Raw genomic sequence first — 1,718 nt, 5'->3', positions numbered from 1 at the left:
TTTCTGCTGTAAGTTACTAATAAAAGCTTCAGCATCAGTGGGCTGCCCCAAAGCTTGATAATAACCTGCCGTTGCACCTCAAAATCTTTGGGTAAGTCGGATTCGGGATTGCCATAACGTTTGGCGCCAACCACCCAAATTCTTTGGAACGCAGTTGCTCTCTTAATGCTTGAAGCGCGCTAATTTCATAATTGACCCGGTTAATTTTTCAACTCCAGATGAGTCTACTTCCACCACAATTTCCCGCCAACTATTTTTAAGCACTCCATCAACAAAAACTTCATCCTCTGATGAGTAATAGTGTTGAGAACTATCCGTATACTTTTTAATGAGTTCTAGCGCTTTGATAACAGGTTGGTAAAGTTCGTTATTCGAGCGAAATTCCAAAGCTTCAAGGATTTGTGGCACCATGCGGCGATAATGGTGCAAATAAGAAGCTCGCATCACCGTATAAACTCGCTCTCGGTAAGTAGGGCCGCTCGACTTAAACTCTTTGACCAAATTCTTTAAAGTAGATGGACTAACTACCGGATAGATGACATCTTGTACTGATTTTTCTGGATGTTCTAGAGAAGCAGTTGCCATCCGAAATAAAATATTGTTTTTTCCACTGACTCGCTTGAAGTCGGCAATTAGTTCTTTATCTACCTTTCGTTCAGCACGGATACCAATGCGATGTACGATTTGAATCAGCAATTCAACTAAACTGTCTGTAATTTCTTGGCTTCTCTGCCAACAAAATGCTGCAACTAACGTATAGCGAATTGGCTCGGGATGGCGACGTAACTCTCTTGGGGGTTCAGCCGAAGCGCGTTGTCGGTAGTGATGTATAATTTTGGGAGAAATCTCAGTAAATAGATTTTCTGGTAACTCTAATTGCCGAATAGTTTCTAACTTATCAATCTCTTTAAGTAAACTATCAAGACCCACCCGCCCTGGGTCAGCTTTTAGATTATTGAAATCAAAGGGTTGAGATTGGGTAGCTTGTTCTTCTAAGGCTTTATCTGTATTTAAAATCCCATCAATTTTCGCTCTCGTTTCTGACGAAATTTGAGCAGAAGTCGTGGCACAAAAGTTTTGTTCGCAACTGTGCAGTGCGGAGCGAATTAACCTCTCAATTCGCTCGCTAGTGGGCGGTTCAATTTTTAACTCTCTTAGCCGTTGATATACGATTTCGGTTAAATGCTGTTCGTTGCGGTCAAAAGTAAGCACGTTTTCGCTCAACCATTCGCTCAGAGAGTTAAAATCAGCAACGGTGGCTTCCCTAAACCCAAAAAAGCTACGAATCTGCGCTCGATGATATTCAATGGTGCGTCCGCTCCACTTATACTCGCGCCATTGGGAGGCTGATACCTCTACTTGAAGAGCGATGTAGGATATGACGGATTTAGGAATTTCTTGCTTTTTAACAGGAAACCGAGCATCTTTACAAAAGCATTTGAGTAAAACGGCGAAACCAAGCCGCGTGGCTCCAGTTTTATTGGCTAGCAGTGTCCTTTCTCCCTCAAGTAGGGTGAAATGTTCGATTAATTCTTCTGACTCCCAAGCAGCGTTTCATGTAAACCGCTCCCCAATTTAACAGAATTTTAGTTTGATAACAAAACAGACCCCGGTATTCATTTGAATTTTTTAAGAGGGGACTTGTTCGACTCAGCGTAAGGAGTACCGCAGTGGGGACAAAATTTATGTTGAACGATGCGATAGGCTCCTGGCAGCTA

The 1,718-nt window shown here is 42.4% G+C and carries 1 protein-coding gene; it reads right to left on the bottom strand.

Annotation, left to right across the window (positions count from 1 at the left end):
- Positions 1-162 precede the first annotated feature (162 nt).
- Positions 163-1,527, bottom strand: a complete 1,365-nt coding sequence (locus L8106_RS29080; RefSeq protein ID WP_083798497.1) for a DUF4158 domain-containing protein — start codon at positions 1,525-1,527, stop codon at positions 163-165.
- Positions 1,528-1,718: the final 191 nt, after the last annotated feature.

The sequence above is a fragment of the Lyngbya sp. PCC 8106 genome (genome assembly GCF_000169095.1).
In the GTDB taxonomy this organism is placed as follows: domain Bacteria; phylum Cyanobacteriota; class Cyanobacteriia; order Cyanobacteriales; family Microcoleaceae; genus Capilliphycus.
This window is presented reverse-complemented; position numbering and strand designations above follow the sequence as displayed.